General features: G+C 57.3%; 19 protein-coding genes. 9 read left to right on the forward strand and 10 right to left on the reverse strand.

Annotation, left to right across the window (positions count from 1 at the left end; translation table 11 throughout):
* Positions 1–43: 43 nt before the first annotated feature.
* A complete protein-coding gene (locus AC0L6S_RS14035) occupies positions 44–1,030 on the reverse strand; it encodes a hypothetical protein (protein ID WP_473424643.1) in 987 nt (328 codons plus the stop codon).
* Between the two features lie 111 nt (positions 1,031–1,141).
* On the opposite strand from AC0L6S_RS14035, the gene AC0L6S_RS14040 reads away from it, so the two are divergent.
* Entirely contained in the window at positions 1,142–1,915 is a 774-nt protein-coding gene (locus AC0L6S_RS14040) for a phytanoyl-CoA dioxygenase family protein (RefSeq protein ID WP_473424644.1), read from the forward strand.
* Between the two features lie 33 nt (positions 1,916–1,948).
* Positions 1,949–2,701 (forward strand): FkbM family methyltransferase, encoded by a 753-nt coding sequence (locus AC0L6S_RS14045; protein ID WP_473424645.1) that lies wholly within the window; start codon positions 1,949–1,951, stop codon positions 2,699–2,701.
* Here the strand turns inward: AC0L6S_RS14045 and AC0L6S_RS14050 are convergent.
* Positions 2,698–3,438: an FkbM family methyltransferase gene (locus AC0L6S_RS14050; RefSeq protein ID WP_473424647.1), complete on the reverse strand. Its 741-nt coding sequence runs from the start codon at positions 3,436–3,438 to the stop codon at positions 2,698–2,700. The two genes, AC0L6S_RS14045 and AC0L6S_RS14050, sit on opposite strands and share 4 nt — an antisense overlap.
* 97 nt (positions 3,439–3,535) lie before the next feature.
* Here AC0L6S_RS14050 and AC0L6S_RS14055 point away from each other — a divergent pair, with 97 nt between their 5' ends.
* From AC0L6S_RS14055 to AC0L6S_RS14080, 6 genes are all read left to right on the forward strand, one after another.
* On the forward strand, positions 3,536–5,500 hold the full coding sequence (locus AC0L6S_RS14055; RefSeq protein WP_473424648.1) for a sulfatase family protein: 1,965 nt from the start codon (positions 3,536–3,538) through the stop codon (positions 5,498–5,500).
* Between the two features lie 177 nt (positions 5,501–5,677).
* Positions 5,678–6,724, forward strand: a complete 1,047-nt coding sequence (locus AC0L6S_RS14060) for a radical SAM/SPASM domain-containing protein (RefSeq protein WP_473424649.1) — start codon at positions 5,678–5,680, stop codon at positions 6,722–6,724.
* Positions 6,725–6,784: 60 nt separating this feature from the next.
* Entirely contained in the window at positions 6,785–7,240 is a 456-nt protein-coding gene (locus tag AC0L6S_RS14065) for a nuclear transport factor 2 family protein (protein WP_473424650.1), read from the forward strand.
* A gap of 137 nt (positions 7,241–7,377) precedes the next feature.
* Positions 7,378–8,445 carry a radical SAM/SPASM domain-containing protein gene (locus AC0L6S_RS14070; RefSeq protein ID WP_473424651.1) on the forward strand — a complete coding sequence of 356 codons (1,068 nt, stop codon included), beginning with the start codon at positions 7,378–7,380 and terminating at the stop codon, positions 8,443–8,445.
* A 35-nt stretch (positions 8,446–8,480) separates the two neighbouring features.
* Positions 8,481–9,341 carry a hypothetical protein gene (locus tag AC0L6S_RS14075; RefSeq protein ID WP_473424652.1) on the forward strand — a complete coding sequence of 287 codons (861 nt, stop codon included), beginning with the start codon at positions 8,481–8,483 and terminating at the stop codon, positions 9,339–9,341.
* 48 nt (positions 9,342–9,389) lie between these two features.
* Positions 9,390–11,363 (forward strand): bifunctional aldolase/short-chain dehydrogenase, encoded by a 1,974-nt coding sequence (locus AC0L6S_RS14080; RefSeq protein WP_473424653.1) that lies wholly within the window; start codon positions 9,390–9,392, stop codon positions 11,361–11,363.
* Between the two features lie 112 nt (positions 11,364–11,475).
* On the opposite strand, the gene AC0L6S_RS14085 is transcribed toward AC0L6S_RS14080, so the two are convergent.
* Entirely contained in the window at positions 11,476–11,655 is a 180-nt protein-coding gene (locus tag AC0L6S_RS14085; protein ID WP_473424654.1) for a hypothetical protein, read from the reverse strand.
* Positions 11,656–12,214: 559 nt separating this feature from the next.
* Between AC0L6S_RS14085 and AC0L6S_RS14090 the strand changes: the two genes are divergently transcribed.
* Positions 12,215–13,534: an HNH endonuclease signature motif containing protein gene (locus AC0L6S_RS14090; protein ID WP_473424655.1), complete on the forward strand. Its 1,320-nt coding sequence runs from the start codon at positions 12,215–12,217 to the stop codon at positions 13,532–13,534.
* Between the two features lie 293 nt (positions 13,535–13,827).
* Here the strand turns inward: AC0L6S_RS14090 and lipB are convergent, their stop codons facing one another.
* From lipB to mrdA, 7 genes are all read right to left on the reverse strand, one after another.
* A complete protein-coding gene (gene lipB, locus AC0L6S_RS14095; protein WP_473428599.1) occupies positions 13,828–14,445 on the reverse strand; it encodes a lipoyl(octanoyl) transferase LipB in 618 nt (205 codons plus the stop codon).
* 18 nt (positions 14,446–14,463) lie between these two features.
* Positions 14,464–14,736 (reverse strand): YbeD family protein, encoded by a 273-nt coding sequence (locus AC0L6S_RS14100; RefSeq protein WP_473424656.1) that lies wholly within the window; start codon positions 14,734–14,736, stop codon positions 14,464–14,466.
* A 30-nt stretch (positions 14,737–14,766) separates the two neighbouring features.
* Positions 14,767–15,930 (reverse strand): D-alanyl-D-alanine carboxypeptidase family protein, encoded by a 1,164-nt coding sequence (locus AC0L6S_RS14105; RefSeq protein ID WP_473424657.1) that lies wholly within the window; start codon positions 15,928–15,930, stop codon positions 14,767–14,769.
* A 204-nt stretch (positions 15,931–16,134) separates the two neighbouring features.
* Positions 16,135–16,971, reverse strand: coding sequence for a septal ring lytic transglycosylase RlpA family protein (locus tag AC0L6S_RS14110; RefSeq protein ID WP_473428600.1), 837 nt, complete (start codon positions 16,969–16,971; stop codon positions 16,135–16,137).
* Positions 16,971–17,966, reverse strand: a complete 996-nt coding sequence (mltB, locus tag AC0L6S_RS14115) for a lytic murein transglycosylase B (protein WP_473424658.1) — start codon at positions 17,964–17,966, stop codon at positions 16,971–16,973. Before mltB ends, AC0L6S_RS14110 begins: the two co-directional genes overlap by 1 nt.
* A gap of 58 nt (positions 17,967–18,024) precedes the next feature.
* Positions 18,025–19,167 carry a rod shape-determining protein RodA gene (gene rodA, locus AC0L6S_RS14120; protein ID WP_473424660.1) on the reverse strand — a complete coding sequence of 381 codons (1,143 nt, stop codon included), beginning with the start codon at positions 19,165–19,167 and terminating at the stop codon, positions 18,025–18,027.
* Entirely contained in the window at positions 19,167–21,020 is a 1,854-nt protein-coding gene (mrdA, locus tag AC0L6S_RS14125) for a penicillin-binding protein 2 (protein WP_473424661.1), read from the reverse strand. The genes rodA and mrdA overlap by 1 nt, the downstream gene beginning before the upstream one ends.
* Positions 21,021–21,041 lie beyond the last annotated feature (21 nt).

Consider the following 21,041-nt stretch of genomic DNA (forward strand, 5'->3'; position numbering starts at 1 on the left):
ACTCACATCCTTCCGGTCTTCAGCAGCTACGGGCGCAGCGTGTTCAGGGTTTTTGCCAACCATAATCAGCGGCGTCCAACTCGAGAGTGACTTGCGCCTGTTCTACAACCTGCGGGCGAATCCACGGTAGAACCTGACTGAGCAGCCCCGGACTGCGATACAGCATCGGCACCGTCAGCAGTACAGTGTCGCCCAGGCTGTTTACCTGCAGCATATGCTCTGGCCTGTGCGGCGTCGCTTGAATGTGCAGTTGACCCCATTCGATGGGCACCGCATGTCGCCACTGCCATGCCAGCTCCTCGGTCAGCGTGATGACTTCCTGCATAAATTGTTCACAGATCAGCCGCGCGTTCGCCATATTGCGCGTATTCTGAAACCGTAAGACGATCCCCTGATAGGTGCACGTCGATTCATGTGCCGTAAACGACCACTGCGGTCGGACCCCGGAGGAAGACAGCGGAATTGGAGCCTCGCCACGGCTATCCGGTGAAAACTGTTCGCAGCGGTGTCTGGCACAGAACGCCGTCAGTATCCCCTGCTCGAACGCGTTCTGCTCATAAAGGCGAGGGTGGCTGAGAATTACGGTTCTGTCAGCCACCGTAATCGCCAGCGATTTCTCCGCACCGAGTGACAGGCGCACCGGAAAGCCCAGTTTGATGTCCTCAAGCAGCAGCGGCATCTGGCTGGCGTAACGGTCCACACGGACGGACCAGGACATCAGGTGGGGGTGCTGGCGGGCCTGCTCGCGCGCCAGCCGCGCTTCGGTAAAATAGGCACTGGCCAGATTGGAGAGGGCAATAGCGGCAAATTCACTGCGCAGATCACGCGGCGCATCCTGCAAATACTGTGCTGTGCGCTGAAAACGACTCAGGTGTTCGGCCTCGGGCGCCTCAGCGTGCGCCACACCGGTGAGACATACGGTAAACATCCAGATGATCAGCTGCGAACCACGCCGGATGGGCCCGCTGCACTGCCCGCCCCGCCACGCCGTACTTACCGCTACCTGAAGGCCGTTCCGCATTGTCGACATGTATTTGCCCGTTGCGCTACACGGCTCACATCCTGCGGGCGCGGCAGCTTCACTAAATATAGCAATAATGCTAAGTTATTTACTTCGACAACAGCAATGAGATAGCCCTTTATGAGCCAAGCGCTGACCACCCAGCCAGGCGACAACGACCAGGTCGCCAACCGGTATCTGCTCACGCCTCAGCAAATTCATTTTTTTGAGACGTTTGGCTTTCTCAAAGTGCCCGGACTCTTCGCTGAAGACATCGATGATATCATCACCGGCTTCGAAGCGATTTTCGGCGACAAGGAACAACCCGTGTGGGAAACCAAAGAGGCTCTGCACGGCGACGAACGCCGCATCATCATTCCTGGCTTTATCGAACAGTCCCCCCAACTGGCTCCACTGCAACACGACCCACGGGTTGTCGGTGTCGTGCGAAGCCTGATTGGCAACGAGTACAAATGGGCCAGCAGTGATGGCAACCTGTTTTATTGCGAGAGCTACTGGCACCCCGACAACTACGCAGCCCCGCTGCAACACTACCATGTGAAGCTGTCGTTCTACCTCGACGACCTCACTGGTGACAATGGCGCCATTCGCATTATTCCCGGCAGCCACTTCCACCAGCAAACCTATGCGCGCACCTTACGCAAGGATTTCATAGATTCTTCAGCCATCAATGATCGCTATGGTATCGACGGCAGGGACATCCCCTCCTACACCGTTCACAGTTCCCCCGGTGACCTCGTTATCTGGAACTTCCGCACCATTCACGCCAGCTACAACGGCGGCGAGCGGCGGCGCCTGTTCTCGCTGAACTTTGGCGAAGTGACGGCCGGAGAACGCGACGCCCGTCAGGACATGAACAAGGCCATTCCAATGAGAAGCGCAACTGACGACTGAACAAGCCTTCTGCGCCAAAGGATGCCCTGCGCCATGCCGCTGAAAGCCCCCTCTCCCTACGAGATTAAAATGGCCTTGATGTACCCCCGCAAGGTGTACATGCGCAAGAAGGAAAACCTCGAACCGGGCTTCATGCTCAGCGCGCTCGAGTTGCACTACTACCGGCCGGCATTTTACGCCTGGATGGGCGCCATCACCGCAAACCGGCTATTGCTGCACGAAGCCAACATCGACACCAGCAGCACCGTTATCGATGCCGGCGCTTACACCGGGGAGTGGGCGCAGGAGATTATGGACAGGTATGGGCCGACCATACACGCCTTTGAACCCGACCCGCGCAACTTCAAGCAACTGAAAAAACGCAGTGTCGAAAACGAGCGACTGATTTCGTACGAGTACGGCCTGGGCGACAAGAACGAAACCGCGCAAATGGCGCTGGAGCACCTCGGCTCTTCGATATTTTCAGACACCAGTGGCGACAAGGGTGTGCCCAGCGCAGAGGTGGAGATCCGCGACATCGCCGATATCTGGAATGCACTGGCGCTGGGCCGGGTTGGTTTAATGAAGATCAATATCGAGGGCGGCGAATTCCCGCTACTCGAGCGAATGATAGAAACCGATCTACTGAAGAACGTGGACTGCTTCCTGATTCAGTTTCACGAATGGCATCCGGGTGCGTACCACAGACGCAGAAAAATCAGGAAAGCGCTACACAAAACCCACACTCTGGATTGGGACTACCACTTCGTCTGGGAGAAATGGTCCAGAAGACAGGGGCCAGCCTAAATGCGTACCCATTTTTCCCAGACAAATTTGTAATCCCACTCCAGTCGATGTGTCTTTGACAATTCCTTGCGGATTCGCTGCCGCTTGCTGCCCGCACCCGGATGCCATTCGTGAAACTGAATCAGGAAGCAGTCGACATTTTTAAGGAGGTCCTTTTCAATCATCTTGGCCAGTAGCGGGAACTCAGCGCCTTCGATATTGATCTTCATCAAATCAATTTGTCCGAGGTCAAGCTCGCCCCATACGCGATCGACAGCCGCTATTTCCACTGCCATTCGCGGGGTATCAGAGTGGCTGCTGCGCTCGTCACACATGGATGACCCAAGGCCGTTCAGAGTGAATTCTACTGTGGCATCTTCATCACCCAAACCATAGGGCATCGGGTGTAACTTGGGGTTCTTGACTGCTTTTTGCTGCAATCGCTTGAATGAGTTGGGGTTGGGCTCAAACGCATAGATCACCGGGTCATAGCGATCCACCATATGCTGTGCCCAACTTCCGGTGAATGCCCCGACATCGACAACCACGCTGTTGGAATCGATACTGGCTTCATGCAGCAGGTGTTTATTCACAAAGGTCGCGCCTACAAAGTCGATCAGGGCGCTGCTGTAGTAATGCAACTCCAGCATTGTTTTCATGGGCCCGCTGGATTTCCTGTACTTCCAGCGCATGAACAGGGTTCGCGGCCACAGCAGTGCCTTCTTTACCTCGTAACTACTGGGGAGTGGGCTCGTCATAGTGTCTTCAGCAAGGGTAAGCGAAACGGTCTTGTTATTGTCGCTATCGACGGCGATGGTAGTATACCGCACTGCCAATGTCGACCAGAGAGGATCAATGTCTGTGACTCCATCATCAATTCTTGATGATAAGCGATCCCTAGCGATTCTTCTGCTAGCTGCGCTTCTTTTCTCCTGGCTTTCGAGCATCAAAGACTCTCTCACAGAGTCACTGAGCACCGCGCAAGAAACCTCAGCTGGCGCACCCCCAAATATCCTTCTAATAGTGGCCGATGACCTCGGCTACGATGACACGTCAGCACTCAACAGTGGCGGCCTGCCGACACCGAATATCAGACAGTTGGCACAGGAGGGCGTGACCTTCAGCAGGCACTACGCAGACGCCACCTGCACACCGAGCCGGGTGGCCATACTCAGTGGACGGTACGCTGAACGTTCGGGTTTTCGCCCCGTGGGGTCAGAAATTCCATCGGAATTTTCCACGATCGCAGAACAGCTGCAGCTCGCCGGTTATTCAACCAACCTCACGGGCAAGTGGCACGCCGGCGAAGAAAGGCGCCAGGCCTGGCCAGAGAACAAGGGGTTTGATCACTGGTTCGGCTTTCTCAACCAGTGGGAACTCGGGGGCGTCATCACTGAAGAAAACAAGGGCCGGATACAGCCCACCTACCTCAACCCCATGTTGCGTGAACAGGGCGGCGAATCGCAGGCGTTTGACGGACACCTCACCGATATTCTGACCGACCACACCATACAGAAAATTGAGCAACTGCAGGAGGCGGGACAACCCTGGTTCCTCTACCACGCATTTCTGGCGCCGCATCAGCCAATACAACCGGCACCACGCTATGCCGAGCAGTTCCCGGATACGCCGGAAGGGAAATATACCGCACTCGTCACCCAACTCGACGATGCCATCGGGCGCATACTTGAGGTTGTCGACCGGAAGAATACGCTAGTTGTTTTCGTCAGTGACAATGGCGGCACCAACAGAGAGAGAAACAACAATTTTCCGTTCTACGGCAAAAAGAACGAGATGTACGAGGGGGCATTTCGCACGCCACTGATCATCAGTTGGCCCGAATACATCCCGCAGGGAAAAATCATTGATGACGTGGTGATGAATGTCGATATTTATCCGACGCTGCTCGCGGCGGCAAAGGTACCGGCACCGTCCGATCTGGACGGCGGCAACCTGTGGCCGCTATTTTTGCATGACCACGCGCTGGAACAGCGCCTCAGAAGCTGGGAAGTCTACGTCGCCAATGTGAACACACTGAACTTCAGCCTGCTGTCCGAGTCCGGTGACTGGCGGTTGGCCAGTTTACAGGGGTTTGCGCCGGGCCTGTTCGATCTGTCCGCAAACCCCTCAGGTGAAAACGATATCGTCGCCGAACAACCGGTCGTGACTGCGGATCTGACGGCTGCATTCTGGCGAGAGCACTGGCGTAAGAGCCAGCTGGCGGTCAGGGAAACACCTGGCAGCGACCCGTCGCAACGGCTGTACACCGGGTTTGATGCGATGCGCACACCGCAACGCCACGGGTTTGCTATCGGCCTTGAGATCGGGCCATTGCCCGGTGATCTGCTGCTGTCAGACGACACTGCTTTTCACCTGCTGGCTGGCCAGGAGACGGTGTGGGACCTGCGCTATATACCGGGCAATGGACTCGAGTGGCACATGGGAAACACTGTTCTCACTGACCCCTATTTCGATCCCTCGCGCTGCAATGCGGTTGTACTGACTGGCCACTTCCAGCCCAGAGGCCACCTCACCAAGCGCACGCCACAATCACGGATAAAACTGTATTCATCCGGGTTCTTGCGCGATGCCAACAGCGACATCGCCTACCGTGGCGCCACGGACGAACAGCTGCACACGCCCACCTATGTGAACTTCAACGGCAGGGCGAAGTTTGCCAACATCATGCTGAATTCCTTTGCCGACAGTTATTCACCGAATGTGGTACCGCAATTCCAGGATATCTATACCTCCCTGTACAGCGAACGGAAACTGATCATTGCAGACGTCAAAATGATGGATGACGAACTCTGCCAGTGAACGCGATAGCAGCACCCTGTAAGGCGCACCAAATGGCGTGGATGCTATAGAAATCCGTGAATGTCGCCAAAAATGCGCGAAACTGTTCCATAAATCGCATTTACAGAGACTATTCTTGACAGTTTGAGCCCTTAGGTGCCATTATTTTTTCGAATTCCTCCGTCCGCCGAGCGCAACATGTTCCTGACCATTGACATCGAGATAACCAATCGATGTAACGCCACCTGCCACTTTTGCCCGCGCGATGCCACGCCGCATCAGGGCATTATGGATGTCGAGACGTTCGACAAGGCTCTGGCGCGCGCAGTGGAATATCGCGAGGTTGTCAAGGATGTCTCAGGACTGGAAGTCGTGGTCAGCCTGTGTGGCCTCGGCGAGCCTCTGATCAATCGCAATACCGTGTCATTTGTGAAGAAGGTCAAGGCCGAGGGTTTCAGGTGCTCGATGTCCTCCAATGGCGCCCTGCTCACCGAGGAAAAATCACACGAACTGCTGGATGCCGGGCTGGACGAGATCTACATTAATATCTCCGATATCGATGAAGAGTATGAGCGCATCTACAACCTGCCTTTTGCCAAAAGCCGCGACAACATCACGCGGTTTGCAGAACTGGCAGAAGGCCGTTGCACCCCGGTGATTATTCTCGTGGACCACCGCGATGACCGAGACCATATCAAGGCGATGCAGGCTTTCTGGCGCGAACGCGGGCTGAAACAGTTCCACGATTACAGCGTCATCAATCGCGGCGGCGCGCTGTTTGTTGAACATATGCAGTTCGAGCAATATTCCGAGATGGTCCGTGCCCGCAACGAATTGACAGACGGCGGCGCGCAACCGCTGTGTGGCGCACCCTGGGGCTTTTTGTTCATCGGCTATGATGGCAACTACTATCTCTGCTGTTCCGACTGGCGCAAACAGGCCAGCCTCGGCTCGGTATTCGATTACAGTTTCCTGCAAGTCACCCGACAAAAGCTCGCCATGGTGGTAAGCCGTGAACCGGTGTGCAAAACCTGCAACCACGATCCGATCAATATGCTCACTGAAGAATTGCGCGCACTCAACCGCGGCGAAGTGACAGCGGAATCCGTCGATGAATTGCGGGCGTCCCTGCGCAAGGTCAGCAAGGATATCGATGAAGCGCTGGGTGAACTGCTGCGCTACGGTGACGCCCACCCCGAGGGCATGATTCCAGCGGACATCATTCCCGTAGTGGCAACCAGCTAGCGCATTCCAGCCCGACACAGGCGCGCAGCGCCTGCGCATACCGACGAGTTGAGCAAGCCTATGGATGATTGTCGCTGCATAGAAAACCTGATCTACCTTTATGCCGAGCGCATCGACAACGGAGACCTCGAAGGCGTTGCAGAACTGTTCCGCGATGCTGCAATCATCTCCCCGGCGCACAATGTCCGCCGCAGCGGCTATGACGAAGTGCTAAAGATGTACCAATTATCCTGTCGCCTGTACGAAACGACGGGCACACCGCTGACCAAACACCTGACAACCAATGTGATCATCGAACTCGATGACAACGGCAGCCAGGCCAGCGCACGCTCCTATTACACTGTCATCCAGGCGACAGGCGCCCTGCCGCTGCAACCGATTATTTCCGGACGCTACCGGGACAGCTTTCAGAAGGTCCAGGGACAGTGGCGGTTTGCCAGCCGCGAGATGGTGGTGGATCTGGTTGGAGATTGCTCGGCCCACCTGCTGTATGACGCAAGCGGGCTTTCACCGTAATCCCAGGCGCTGGAAACGTTGCGGAATTGGTCCACAAAAGCGGCGTATACAGCCCCTATTTCACGGTTTTTGCGCCTTACTTATTGAATTGCAGTCTACTATACTGGCTGGCCGAACCATCGTTCCACGGATAGCTCATGGCAGTAAGCATCAACATCGATATCGAGGCAACCAATCGTTGCAACGCTATTTGTCATTTCTGCCCGCGCGATGCCACCCCGCACCAGGGCCATATGACGATGGAGACCTTTGAGCAATCGCTGTCTCGCGCTGTCGAATTCCGGGACATGAACCGCGCCGACAACAGTATTCCCATCGAGGTTCGACCGAATATCTGCGGGCTGGGTGAGCCACTGATCAACCCCAATACGCCGACGTTCATTCGCAAGGTTCGCGATGCCGGATTCAACTCCTGCGGCATGTCCAGCAATGGCGCACTGCTGGATCAAAAACGCGGTGACGCGATACTGCAAGCGGGCGTCACCAGCGTCAACATCAACATTTCCGATCTCGGCGAAGAGTACGAGAGAATCTACAACCTCCCCTATGAAGAAACGCGCGACAATATCGTGCGCTTCATCAATGACGCCGGCAGGGACTGCGAGGTGCAGATCGTGCTGGTAAACCACCGGAAGGATCCCGAGCACACCGCCCGCATGGAGGCGTTCTGGCGTGGTTACGGCGTCAATCGCTTCATGAAATACGAGGTCATCAATCGCGGTGGCGCACTGTTCGTCGATCACATGCAGTACGAGAAATTCGCCGAGCGCCGCGCGGCCGAGCGCCTGATGGACGAAAGCGGCCGCAAGTGGGTGTGTCCTGTGCCCTACCTGTCCGTATTCATTGGCTACGACGGTCTCTACTACCTGTGCTGCTCGGACTGGAAGAAAGAGGCGCCCATGGCCAGTGTTTTCGACGCCTCGATTCTGGCCATCAGCGAACAGAAACTGTACCACGTCACCAGCCGGGAACCCGTGTGCCGGTCATGCAATCACGATCCACTGAATGCGGTGACCGACAAGCTTCGCGCGGTGAATGCCGGCGATGCGACCCAGGCCGAACTGGACAAAATGGTGGAAGTCTTTACCAGCGAAAGTGCCGCCTCGTTCGCCGCTGTCGCCTCAGCCGTAGAGGTTGTTCCACAGGTCCGTCTAGATCACCTCGAACCCAAGGGCAAACGTCTGATTCCTGTCATCGCCACCTGAGCCCTGTACGGACCTACGAGAACAATACGTTTGCGATGACAGCTCCCGGCGCGAAAAAATTCCTCTTCATTCACATCATGAAGACTGGCGGCACCTCATTTGCCGACATTATCGGGCACAATTTCTCCGCCGATGAGCGCTACCCCGATGCCTGTATCGAGCCCGATGCCGGGATTTTCCGCCACATAGAAGCCTACCTGTTTGCCCCCAGCCTGGTAGCCGATGTCAATGCACTGCACGGTAAACTGCGCATGGTGCGCGGGCACATCCCATATGCGGTTCGCTCGCTGCTGGATGATTCCTATGTCGCACTGACTCTGCTACGCGACCCTGTCGAGCGGACACTGTCCTACCTCAAGCATTGCCGGCGCTATCATAGCGAGCACCAGAATCTGGAGCTGGAAGCGATCTACGAAGACACCTGGTTCAATGCCAGTTTCATGCACAACTACCAGACCAAACTGTTTTCCATGTCGGCTGCAGAAGCACTGGCGGAAGACCGCCTGCTGGCCGGCGCACCACAATTGCCACCGCGCCGGGAGATAGGTGACGGCAGTAATCTTCCGCCAGAGGTTGAAGCCTTTCGACAGGCTGGGGCGCACGGCCGTATTTCACTGGAGTGCTTCGCCGCGAGCACAGGCGTAATACAGGTCGACGACAATCGCCTGTCTGTGGCAAAGGAGAACCTGTCTGCGGTTGAAGTGGTGGGCGTCACCGAGCACTACGACCGTTTTCTCAAACAGCTCACCGAGCAGTATGGCTGGCAGATTGACACAATTCCCCATCGCCATGCCGGGGAAGGCGAGGCGGTTTCAACGGAATTTCGGGACAGGATCGCCCGCGACAATGCCTATGACATGGCACTTTATGCCTATGCAAAATCGCTCGCCGGCTAAGCGTGTTTACCCTTTAAACGATTAGATAGTTAACGTGGAGTACAAACAATGAAAAGCCTGTGGGACGACAAGGTAGCTGCCGCATTTGCCGATGATGACCTCGCCATGCGCGTGTACACATCCCGGCTGCTGGGTTCAAGTGATGATCTGGTGATGCACGGGGGCGGCAACACCTCCGTCAAGGCGACCACTCGCGATTTCTTTGGCAATGAGCTGGACGTACTCTATGTGAAGGGCAGCGGCTGGGATTTGAAAACCATTGAGAAGCCCGGCTTTCCCGCTATTAAACTGAAAGAGACTTGCATGCTGGCCGAGTTGGATACACTGTCCGACCCGGATATGACGCAGCAACTGCGCGCCCTGATGCTGGATCCCGCGGCCCCCTCGCCATCCGTGGAAGCGATCCTGCACGCCATCCTGCCGGCAAAGTTTATCGACCACACCCACACCGATGCCATCGTCACCCTGAGCAACAACCCCAACGGCGAAGCCATTCTGGCAGAGGTATTCCCCGACTGCCTGGTGCTGCCCTACATCATGCCCGGCTTCATCCTGTCCAAGCAGGTCAATGACGCAATCAAACAACATGACCCGAGCCAGTACAAGGGCATCATACTCATGCATCACGGCGTCTTCACCTACAGCGAAGACGCCCGGGTGGCCTATGAAAATATGATAGAACTGGTCACCCGCGCGGAGGGCTACATCGCCGCGCACGGCAAGAATGAACACCCGAGCGCCGAGAAACCGATCGACCTGCTGGACCTCGCGCGTATCCGCCGGGCCGTATCGGCAGTGCGTGGTTGCGCGCAACTGGCGATGCTGGACCAGGCCCCGGACGCACAGGGTTTTGCCAGCCTTGCCAACGTCGCCGATATTGCGACACGCGGGCCCATCACACCCGATCATGTGATACGCACCAAACGGATTCCGGCCATCATCGACGACAGCCCCGCTGCAGATGTCCCCGAAATAGAACAGTTCGCCGCAGACTACAGGGCGTATTTTGACACCAATAATCCGGGGGATCTGCAGATTCTTGACCCCGCACCGCGCGTAGGAATCTGGCGTGATGCAGGCTCCATCGCATTCGGCAGCAGTGAAAAGGAATGCAATATCATTACCGATATCGCCAGGCACACGCGCTGGGCGATTCAAACCGGTGAATCCATCGGCGGCTGGGAAGCCCTGCCGGCGAAGGATATTTTCGAGCTGGAGTACTGGGTGCTGGAGCAGGCGAAACTCGGCAAGAGCGGCACCCCCAAGCCACACCAGGGTAAAGTCGCCATTGTCACCGGCGCCAACAGCGGCATCGGCAAGGCGACCTGCGAAGCACTCGCCGCCGATGGTGCGGTAGTGGTCGGGCTGGACATCCAACCGGAGGTGGTGACGCAGCTGCAGGGCAGCGGCATGACCGGTATGGTATGCGACCTCACTGACAGCGCGTCCATCGCAGCCGCGGTTGAGCAGGTGGTAGCGCGCTACGGCGGCCTCGACATCGTGGTTTGCAATGCCGGGATATTTAAATCCGGCGAGCGCATAGAAGAACATACCGAGGAGACCTGGGACCAGACGCTGGCCATCAACCTGACCGCCACCCAGCGCTTCCTGACAGCGACCATCCCGTACCTGAAGCTCGGTATCAACCCCTCTATACTGGTCGTCGGCTCGCGCAACTTCGCCGCCCCCGGACCAGGAGCAGCGGCCTATTCCGTCAGCAAGGCCGGCATCACCCAACTCGCCCGGGTGGCCGCGCTGGAGCTGGCCGCCGATGGCGTTCGCGTCAACGTGGTGCACCCCGATGCGGTGTTTGATACGGCGCTGTGGACAGAGGAAGCGCTGGCCAAATCGGCCGCGCGGTACAACATGACAGTAGAGGAGTACAAGGCGAAGAACTTGCTGGGCAGGGAGATCCGTTCCAGCGATGTGGCGCGCCTCCTCTCAACCGTTGCCAGCGATGTTTTTGTGGCAACCAGTGGCGCACAGATTCCCATCGACGGCGGTAATGACAGGGTGATCTAGCCAGGATATTTTGCATAACGGACTATCAAGCTACACCTGATCGCAAAATGTCGATCAGGTCGGGGCTGCACTATTACATTGAACTGTCCCGCGCTACTAATTAGGTACGCGGTCAATTCGTGACTTTTTTGCCACGCTCTAGAATAGCCACCATTATTTCAAACTCGGCATCTTCTCGTATCTGATCTACTCTAGGCCCATCAGCCTGCGACCAGCTAATCTCATACCATCCATCATCTCTAATGTGAGTCTTATAAGGTATCCTACTTTCAAGCAATGCTTCGGTATACATGATCATCACATCCTTGTTCGGAAGGATGGTTGATTCGGTTAAATTCGGATCAAGGGTCTCCCCATATCTTACCCTACGCTGGATACCGAACACCTCGGCCTGATCTTTTAGGAGGTAGTGAACAAACCCTTTTGTATCGACTTTTATAGGGAATTTTTTGATCGCTCATCTCATCCAATACTTCAGTTTGTTCCTGCTGATCTGAAATCCGAAAAGACTCACCTCGAATTCCAGCCGGTAGATCTGAATCGACACCAGAGCAACTCAATAATCCAATAACGATGATCAGCCAATAAAAAGACGACTTGGAAGACTCGATGTAGTTCATATGCTAGCACCCACCCGTGGCTCTACAGGCAGGCGAGTAAAATTCGCGCATTCCTGTGAGCGGTGCCGTCGACTTTTATCCCACCGATCAACCATGCATCACCCGCCCTCGCCTCATTGCTATCACAGATTAATGCATAATCTTCTTCTTAAGCCACTGTTTTTATTGAATTCATACTCTATATACTGTGTGTTTATACAGTATTGTAGCAAGGACGCAGAGGATCCCGCCATGAACCAATACCCCGCCACAATGGCTCCCACTCCGATACGTGATCTGACCACCCTCGAAGACGAAATCACCGAACTCGCCGCGCACATCAATGCCGCCACCTACCGGCTGCTCACACTCATCCGGGAGTATGACGAACGCCAGGGTTGGGGCCGCGGGGGACTCAAATCCTGCGCCCACTGGCTGAACTGGAAGTGCGGTATCAACCTCGGCGCGGCTCGCGAGAAGGTGCGTGTTGCTCATGCCCTGAAAGATCTGCCGCAGATCAGCACGGCCCTGCGCAATGGCAGTATCAGTTTCTCCAAAGTGCGCGCCATGACACGTGTCGCCACCCCGCAGAATGAGGATTACCTTCTGATGATCGCCGACCACGGCACCGCAGCGCATGTCGAACGGCTGGTACGACAGTACCGCAGGGTAAAGCGTAATGAGGCACTGGAGCGCGATAACCGGTTGCATGCACTGCGCGAGTTCAACTGGTACATCGACGATGATGGCAGCTATGTCTTCAAGGGGCGACTGAGTCCAGAGCAGGGTGCGCGCGTGGTGCAGGCACTGGATGTGGGAATGGGAATGTTGCATGAAGAGCAGCGCAGTTCAGCGGAAAACGTTTCCGCTGAAACGCCAGTGGCAGCGAAGCGTGCTGATGCTCTCGAACGTATTGCCGATACTTTCCTGAAAAACAGCAACAGCGACAACGCGGCCACAAGCAAAGGCGGCGATCGCTGTACACTTCACCTCCATACAGATACCTCCATTCTTAAAGCGGACGGCGACGGCGCTGAATCCGAACTGGCAAACGGCGGACACGTTTCAGCGGAAACGTCCCGCAGACTGGCCTGTGATTGTGGTGTTGTACATTGGCTGGAGAACTCTAAGGGCACAGCACTGGATATCGGCCGCCGTACCCGCAGTATTCCCCCGGCGATTCGCCGTGCACTGGAGCGGCGTGATGGTGGTTGTCGTTTTCCCGGCTGCACGGCACGGCATCATGTTGATGCGCATCATATAAAGCACTGGGCCGATGGCGGAGAAACCCGCCTCGATAACCTGCTGCTACTGTGCCGCCACCACCATCGCCTGGTACATGAGGGAGGCTACGGTCTGGTCATTGAATCGAATGAACCCGTTTTCACAACGCCAAATGGCAAACTGATCCCTCACGGCCCCGATACGCGTTTCAGCGGAAACGTTTTTGCGCTTACTACCGCCAACCAGCGGGAACAGATCGATATCGATGCGGCGACACTGGTGCCGCTGTGGCATGGAGATAAAATGGACGATGGGATGGCGGTGGATGGGTTAATTCGGCGGGAGTGATTGTCCTGTGAGCCCTCGATGATAATGTTCGTGGCAATCCGGAGACGGTTGACTTAATAAAAAGCGCCACGGAGTTGAGGGCAACGAATCCCTGCTGAATTGCCAGCCAGAAACCCTCTTGGTCAAGTCGATGGTGGTCTGCTGATTGAGGATCTCAGGAGCATTTTCACGGATAAGGGGTGTAACGAAACCACAGAGGCAGTTTTATCTGATGGGCGGTTATTGGGCCGCAGGGACCGGACATGACTGGATTGCCCCCTGCCCTGCGCCCAGGACGGCAGGGGCTTGTTGCTTCAACCGTCCTGGGCTTGCAGCCCCTGGGCCACTATCGCCATCAAGCGCTCACCGACCGCAGGCACATCAAGGCGCGCGCCGGGCAACTGCCTGGCCATCGACGTGACCTGCAGCCCGGCGTAACCGCAGGGGTTGATGCGCCCGAAAGGTTCCAGATCCATATCCACGTTCAGCGCCAAGCCGTGGTAGCTGCATCCGCGGCGCACCCTCAAGCCCAGTGAGGCGATTTTTTCACCCGCCACATAGACACCCGGTGCAGCGGGGTCGGCTGCGGCGGCAACATCGTACTCGCCGAGAAGCTGCACCAGGCTGTGCTCGATAAGGTTCACCAGATCGCGCACGCCGAAGTGCCGGCGCCGCATATCCACCATCAGGTACAGCACCCACTGGCCCGGCCCGTGATACGTCACTTGCCCGCCGCGATCCACCTGAATCACGGGAATATCTCCAGGCGCCAGCACGTGTTCAGCCTTACCGGCCTGGCCCTGGGTGAATACCGGCAAATGCTGCAACAGCCACAGCTCATCTGCCGTGTCAGCGTCACGTGAATCGGTGAACTGGCGCATGGCGTCCAGCGTAGGCTGATAGTCCACCAGCCCCAGTTCGCGCTGCACCATATCCGGCGCCGACACGGCTCAAATCACCATGGAGACTTGGCCGGTTGCCAGCAGGTCCTGATGCAGGGCCTCCAGTTGCTCGGGGCCGGTGGCCGTAATAGTCACGGTGAGCGAGGTGAACGTGCCCTTGGCGCTGACTTTCGCGACAATTGCCTGCGCATCGAATCCTGGTGCATGGCATTCGAAGACTTCCAGAACAGCCGTTTCAAACGTCTCGCTGCTGCGGCCCATGACCTTGATCGGATATTCGCATGGGAATTCAATTTTGGGGGCGTCGGGCGGCTGCTCCACTGTGCTCTCCTGCATTGGCGTAAGGTGAAACTATCTGGCGCCGAACAGACTGGCGATAAACATCAGCACTGTATCCCACAGTCGCGCAAAGAAGCCCGCCTCCTCCACCGCAACCAGTGCGACGGCTGGCGCCTGCAGTTCAGTCTGCCCATCGAGCGTTACGGTCACTGTGCCCACCGGGTCACCCACTGCCAGCGGTGCTTCAATTGCAGGGTACAGGGTCACGTCGGTGACAAGCTCGTCGTGCTTGCCGCGCGGCAGCGTCAGCACAACTTTGTCCAACAAACCTACTGGCACGTAATCCTCTACACCTTTCCACACGCGCGGTTTGGCCAGCTCTGTCATCGGCTCGAATGCCGTCTCTGTCTGGTAGAATCGAAAGCCGTAATTCAACAGCGCGGCGGTGTCATTTTTCCGCGCTTTGGTACTGTTTGTACCCATCACCACAGATATCAGGCGCATCCCGCGGCGCTGGGCCGATGCCACCAAACAGTAGCCAGCCTCCTTGGTGTGACCTGTTTTCAGGCCATCCACAGAAGGATCCTGCAACAGCAGAGTGTTGCGGTTGTACTGGCGGATATTGTTATAGGTAAACTCGAGTTCCTTGTAGATCGCATACTGCTCAGGGTGGTCATTAATCATCGCCTTGGCGAGTATGGCGAGATCACGCGCCGTCGTCAGGTGTGCCGGGTCCGGCAGGCCATGCGAGTTCACATAATAGGTGTTCTCCATACCCAGCCGCTCGGCATACGTATTCATCATTTCGGCAAATACCGCCTCGCTGCCGGCAATATGCTCCGCCACGGCCACCGAGGAGTCATTGCCTGAAGAGATAATGATGCCGCGCTGCAGGTCGGCGATTGAGACATCCTTCCCCGGCTCGATCCACATCAGCGACGATCCGTTGAACACCGGATTCTGCGACCAGGCGTTCTCGGAAATCCTCACCATATCCTCTTCCTTGACGCGCCCGGCTTTGATCTCCTCGGCCAGCACGTATGCTGTCATCATCTTGGTGAGGCTGGCGGGCGGCAGTTGTATATCGGCATTGTGCTCCACCAATACCTCGCCGCTGTTCGCGTCGATCAACAGATACGCCTTGGCCGCCAGTTCCGGGGCCGCCGGTATCGCAGTCTGTGATTGTGCGCCAAAGCTGGTAACAACGAGGAGTAGGGCCAGTGCTAATCGAATCATGATTTCAGGGAACCGTAGAGGTAAGTTGGCAAGCCGCGATGGTAACGCATGCGAAGTCCAAGCGAAAGAATCGCCGGGGGCTGGCAGAGGTTTTCCTGTCGCCAGATGCCCCATCAATGCTTAATCACCCTGGCTACGTGGAAGCGTAAGTTCCACTTGGAGCTAATGTCCATATCGCGGTACAGCCATACTGACTCCCCGACTTCAGGGCAGCGGCTGCCCCGCTTCGTAACCGCTGTCCTGCAAGCGCTGCTGTAGTGCCAGCAGGTGCGCTTTGTCATCGACCGGCCCCACTCGCACCCGGTACAGCATGGTGCCACCGGCTTCGACCGGGCTGATAAACACCGGGGCAGACAACAGGTTCTGCAGCTCCGCCAGCAGGGTTTTGGCGGTGGTCTCGCTGCCAAACGCGCCGAGTTGCAGGTAGCGATACTTGCCGTAGGAGGCATCGCGCCTGTCATCTACACCGACCACATCGATGACTTCAACTTCCACCGGCGCTGTGCCCTTTTCCATATAGCCGAGCTTTACCGCAGCGGCGTAGGATAAATCGATCAGGCGGTCGGCATGGAACGGGCCGCGATCATTCACGCGCACCACGATGCTCTTGCCGTTATCCAGATTGGTGACCCGCGCAAAACACGGTATCGGCAGGGACTTGTGGGCGGCGCTGGCCTGGTAGACATCGTAGAGTTCGCCGTTGGACGTCTCGTGCCCGGTGAACTTGGCGCCATACCAGGATGCGATACCCCGCTCGCGGTAACCGCGGTAGTCTTCTAAGACCTCGTAGGTCACGCCATCGATAACATACGGGCTCATATTGCCGGCCGCCAGAATCGGGTCGGGGTGCGGCACCGCGTCGACTACCTCTTCCGGGCTGATCGGCTTGAGCGGCGCAAAATCGTGCTGCACCGCATAGCGCGATTTGGGCGGCACCACAGCGGTCTTTTCAGGCGGCTGCTCGGTGACGGGCGGTTGCGTCGCACAGGCCGCCACCCAGACGGTCAGTGCGAGGCCCGCCGCAGTAAAATAGCGCTGCATCACTTGGCGATACGCTCCGCCAGCCTCTGGCTGAGCTGATAGACACTCATGGCATACATCGCGCTGTGGTTATAGCGGGTGATGACATAAAAATTGTGCAGGCCCAGCCAGTACTCATAGCCATCTTTCAACTCAAACTTCATCGCCGTGGCCAGCGCATTCGGGTCCAGCTGCATGGTCGCCACCACGCCGTCGGCGGCAAACTGCGCGACAGTGCGCACCGGTTTCAAATCATCCCGGCGCTGCACGAAGATGTCGTCGGGGGTATCCGCTGCGGCGGTTGCAGCGGATACCACTACCTCGCCCTCACGCCAGCCGTGCTGCTTGAAATAGTTGGCCACACTGCCAATGGCATCGACCGGGTTTGTCCAGATATCGACAATATCGTCGTTGTCGAAATCAATCGCATAGCTGCGGTAACTGCTGGGCATAAACTGCCCGTACCCCATCGCGCCGGCGTAGGATCCGATCAATTCTGTCGGGTCCATGCCCTGATCGCGGGTGAGAATCAAAAAGTTTTTAAGCTCGCCGGTGAAAAACGGCGAGCGCGGCGGGTAGTCAAATGCCAGCGTCGACAGTGCATCGAGCACACGGTAGCTCCCCGCTACCCGGCCGTAATAGGTTTCCACACCGATAATGGCAACGATGATCTCCGCGGGAACACCAAACTCCCGCTCTGCCCGCTCCAGCGTGATGCGATGCTTGGCGTAGAACTCCACGCCTTGATCCTCGCGCTGCTTGTTCAGGAATATCTCGCGGTACTCATACCAGGGTTTGGACTTCTCGGCCGGTCGGGCAATTGCCGTCAGAATGCTGTCCTTGCGCTCTGCCTGGGCAAATAATTCGACCAACGCCTGGCGATCAAAGCCCTCTTCTACAACCAGTTCATCAATCACCACCGTGGCGTTGGGGTGCTCGCCATAGTTATCCCCCGCGCAGGACAGGGTCGGCCACAGGCAGAACAGAACAACAAAAAACTTCAAGCGTGATGACATAAACTCAACTCGTTCTCATTCGACGAAGGGTGAATCGAGGGCAGTGACACACAGGTGTTCATGTCGACTCCCCGCCTTTCTCGGTACTGATCGCCATAAGGACACCGAAACCGGCCAGCAATGTTACCAGCGAGGTACCACCCGCGCTCACCAGCGGCAGGGGAACCCCGACCACCGGCAACAACCCGGCGACCATGCCCATGTTAACAAAGATGTAAACGAAAAACGTCAGCGTCAGGCTTCCTGCCATCATACGACCGAAACTGGTCTGCGCATGGGCACCGATCCAGAACCCGCGCAAAAGAATCAGCAGATAAATGCTCATTAGAAGAATAATACCGCGTAATCCCTGCTCTTCAGCCAAAACAGCAATAATGAAATCGGTATGGCTCTCGGGCAGAAAATCCAAGCGCGACTGGGTACTTTGCATCCACCCCTTGCCATCCCAGCCCCCGGACCCTATGGCTGTTTTTGACTGGATAATATTCCAGCCGGCACCCAGTTTGTCACTTTCCGGGTTGAACATCGTCAGAATGCGTTGCTTCTGGTATTCCTTCAATCCATACATCCACACCGGCCAGGCCGATGCCGCCGCCAACACCACGGCGCCAAAAATGTAACGCCAGCCAATCCCCGCCATAAACAGCACGAACAGGCCGCTGGAAGCTATCAGCAGGGAGGTACCCAGGTCGGGCTGAATCACGATCAATCCCGCGGGCACCAACAGTAGCGCCAGGGCGCCGAGAACCGCGGGGAAGCGCGGCGGTAACACCCTTCCGGCCAGAAACCAGGCGACGACCAGTGGCACCGACAACTTCATGATTTCCGATGGCTGAAAGCGCACCGCTCCCACTTGCAGCCAGCGCTGCGCGCCCTTGGCCCCCACACCTACCAGCAGTACCGCTACCAACAGCATCACGCCGGCGACAAAGAGCCACGGCGCCCAGGCCGCGTACTGCTTTAAACTAACCTGCGCGGCCAGAATCATCACGACAAAGGCCAGCGCCAGATAACTGCCCTGGCGGTACACGGCGTCCATGCTCTGGCCCGACGCACTGTACAGCACCATCAGGCCGTAGCCACTGAGCACCATCAGCAGAAAGAGCAACGGAATATCGATATGGAAGCGCCTGATGACACTGGGGCGTTCGGCCATGTCGCGCGACCCCTGGTGTGGCAGCTGCCGTACGTAATCGCCCATCAGCCCGGCTCCTCCACCAACTCCACCGACAGCCAGGTGTCGATCACCGCGCGGGCAATCGGGGACGCCGCCGAGCTGCCACCGCCGTTCTCGACAATGATACCGACCGCAATGGTGGGTTCTTCCATCGGCGCAAACGCGATAAACAGCCCGTGGTGCCGGTGTCGTTCGGCGACCTCATCCTCGTTATAGACGGCGTTCTGGGCAATGCCGATAACCTGGGCGGTTCCGGTTTTGCCCGCCATCTCATACTGTATGCCCTTGGCCAGCGCTTTCGCGGTGCCCTTCTTGCCGTGCACCACCTCACGCATGCCATCGAAGACCGCATCCCAATACTCCTGCGGCGCTTCCAATGCCTCCAGCTCAGGTGCAGGCACCGGCTCGCCATCGATGGCCATCACCAGGCGCGGTACTCGCCGCTCACCCCTGCTGGCCATCACGCTGGTAGCGACGGCCAACTGCAGTGGCGATGCCAGCATATAGCCCTGGCCAATACCGGCGCTGAGGGTTTCACCGGGATACCAGGGTTGCGCCATGGCCCCGCGCTTCCAGCGCGTCGAAGGCAGGACCCCGGAGCGTTCATTGGTGGTATCGATCCCCGTACGCTCACCGAATCCGTAGGGTTGGAGATAGTCGTGCATACGGTCGATCGTCAGGCGGCGCGCCAGATCATAGTAATAGACATCACAGGACTGGGCGATGGCCATTTTCATGTCTACTCGCGGGGCGTGTCCCGTACCGGTGATACGTAGAATCCAGTCGCGATACTTGCGTGAATCACCGGGCAGGCTGTACCAGCCTGGATCGCGCACCGTCGATTGTGGCGTCACCAGGCCAGACAGCAGGCCGGCCATCGACATGAACGGCTTGATCGTAGAGCCAGGCGGGTAGGAACCCTGTATGGCCCGGTTGAACAGCGGCACATCCAGTGAATCACGCAGCGCGGAGTACTCCGTGGTACTGATACCGTTCACAAACAGATTGGTATCGAACCCCGGTGTGGAAACCAGCGCCAGCAAACCGCCGGTGCGGGGATCGATGGCCACCACCGCACCGCGCCGGTCACCCAGCGCCTCAAACGCGGCCAGCTGGACGTTATAGTCCAGCGACAGGGTGAGATCCTTGCCGCGCGCAGGGGCAAAGCGTTCCAGCACACGCAAAACTCGCCCGTGGGCATTGCTCTCGACGTTCTGATAGCCCACATCACCGTGCAGTATGTCCTCGTAGTACTTCTCGACGCCCACCTTGCCGACGTGGAAGGTGCCGCGGTAATCCGTTTCATCGAGCTCTTCCGCTTCCTGCTCATTGATGCGGCCGACGTAACCCAGGGCGTGTGAAAACAGCTCCCCGTGCGGGTAGTGCCGCAGCAGCTGCGCCTCGACCACGACACCCGGCAGGCGAAAGCGGTTGACCGCGAGCCGGGCGCGCTCTTCTTCGGTCAGGCGAAAGCGCAGAGGCACAGGCTCGTAGGGGCGGCTGCGGTAGAGTTTCTTGCGGAATTTTTCGAGATCACCGTCCGAGATCGGCAGCACCGCGCGCAGATCTTCCAGCGTGGCCTCCATGTCCGGCACGCGTTCGCGCACAATCGACAACATATAGCTGGGGCGGTTGTCCGCCAGTGGAATGCCGTTGCGATCGTAAATCAGACCACGGCGCGGTGGCAGCGGCTGCAACTGCACGCGATTGCGTTCGGATTGTGTCTTGTAGATCTCGTATTCCGTTACCTGCAGCTCGTAGTACCGCATCAGTATCACACCGAGCAGAATCATCACGAGACCGATCGCAAAAATCGTGCGCGTGCCGTATACACGGGATTCGAGCTGCGGATCTTTTAAATCGAATTGCGGTAGCATTTAAGTGGCCTGAAGACCAGT

This window comes from Halioglobus sp. D3-4 (assembly GCF_055809315.1).